At 71.7% G+C, this 1,529-nt stretch carries 2 protein-coding genes; one reads left to right on the top strand and one right to left on the bottom strand.

Features of this window, described 5'->3' with window-relative positions; genetic code table 11:
- Positions 1–403, bottom strand: a 403-nt coding sequence (locus CTKZ_RS10940; protein ID WP_148090484.1) for a Fur family transcriptional regulator, incomplete at its 3' end; no start/stop codon positions are given.
- A gap of 402 nt (positions 404–805) precedes the next feature.
- Between CTKZ_RS10940 and infC the strand changes: the two genes are divergently transcribed.
- Positions 806–1,529 (top strand): translation initiation factor IF-3 (gene infC, locus CTKZ_RS10935; RefSeq protein ID WP_200829709.1); only part of this gene is annotated, 724 nt, incomplete at its 3' end.

Here is a 1,529-nt window from a genome sequence, read left to right as displayed (position 1 = left end):
CCGCGCAGGTGGGGCACAGGCCCCAGAACGTGACCTCCGCCGTCTCGACCGCGAAGCCGGACGTGGAGGAGGGGATGAGGCAGGGCGCGTGCCCGGTGACGCAGTCGACGTCGTCGACGGCGCCGCAGCCCCGGCAGACGACGTGGTGGTGGTTGTCGCCGACGCGCCGCTCGTAGCGCGCGGGGTGGCCCGCCGGCTCGATGCGCCGCAGCAGGCCCGCGGAGGTGAGCGCGCCGAGCACGTCGTAGACGGCTTGCACCGACACCGACGGCACTCCGGAGCGCACGAGGCGGAGCACGGTGTCCGCGTCGGCGTGCGGGGTGCGGCGGAGCGCGTCGAGCACGGCCAGGCGCGGGCTGGTGACGCGCAGGCCGTGGTCGCGCAGGAGTGCGGTGTCGTCCACGTCCTCCACCCAACCATCGAGACTGGAATGATTCAAGTCTTGGAACCGTTCCATCTGACGTGGACCCGGCGTCGGGTGCCCCTCGGACGAGGGGTGCGCGGTCGTCTGGTAACCTTGTCCACGACTGACCTGCGACCGCGCGCGACTCGGCCCTCACGGGACGGCGACCGACGGTCCAGGGGCACAAGTGGAGCACCTCCCACCTGGGTCTCGACCGACCGGCTCGACCGGCGACAGGGACCGGGTCACCAGTCCGCACGTCGACGGCCATGCCGTTCGGCGCGACTCGCGGCGACCGCACGGTCGTGCGCGGGGCGGAGCTGTACGAGGCCTCCTCCTGTGCTCAGGACGGGGGCCTTCCTCGTTCCTGACGGTCCGCCACGACGAACCTGAGGAGCACACATCAGCGAGCCCCGCATCAACGATCGGATCCGCGTCGCCGAGGTCCGCCTGGTCGGCCCCAACGGCGAGCAGGTCGGCATCGTCCGCGTGGAAGACGCACTGCGCCTGGCCCAGGACGCCGACCTCGACCTCGTCGAGGTCGCCCCGGACGCCCGCCCGCCCGTCTGCAAGATCATGGACTACGGCAAGTTCAAGTACGAAGCAGACATGAAGGCCCGCGAGGCCCGGCGCAACCAGACCAACACGGTCCTCAAGGAGATCCGCTTCCGCCTGAAGATCGACCCGCACGACTACGGCACCAAGAAGGGCCACGTCGAGCGGTTCCTCAAGGCGGGGGACAAGGTCAAGGTCATGATCATGTTCCGCGGTCGCGAGCAGTCGCGTCCGGAGATGGGCATCCGCCTGCTGCAGCGCCTCGCCGAGGACGTCGCCGAGCTCGGCTTCGTCGAGAGCTCGCCGAAGCAGGACGGGCGCAACATGATCATGGTCCTCGGCCCGACCAAGAAGAAGGCCGACCAGAAGCTGGAGCAGCGTCGTGCTGCGCAGGCTGCCGCGCGTGCCGCGGAGGTGGAGACCGAGTCCGAGTCGCCCGCCGCCGCTCCGGTGCGCACCGAGGCACCGGCCGCACCTGCGGCGTCCGCGCCCGCTCCGGCCGCTCCCGCACCGGCTCCGGCCGCTGCCGCACCGGCTCCGGCCGCTGCTGCGCCCGTCGCGGCTGCTGCGG

The organism is Cellulomonas algicola (assembly GCF_003851725.1).
GTDB classification, from domain to species: domain Bacteria; phylum Actinomycetota; class Actinomycetes; order Actinomycetales; family Cellulomonadaceae; genus Cellulomonas; species Cellulomonas algicola.
Note: the sequence above shows the minus strand (reverse complement) of the source record. Positions and strands in the feature narration are given on the sequence as shown.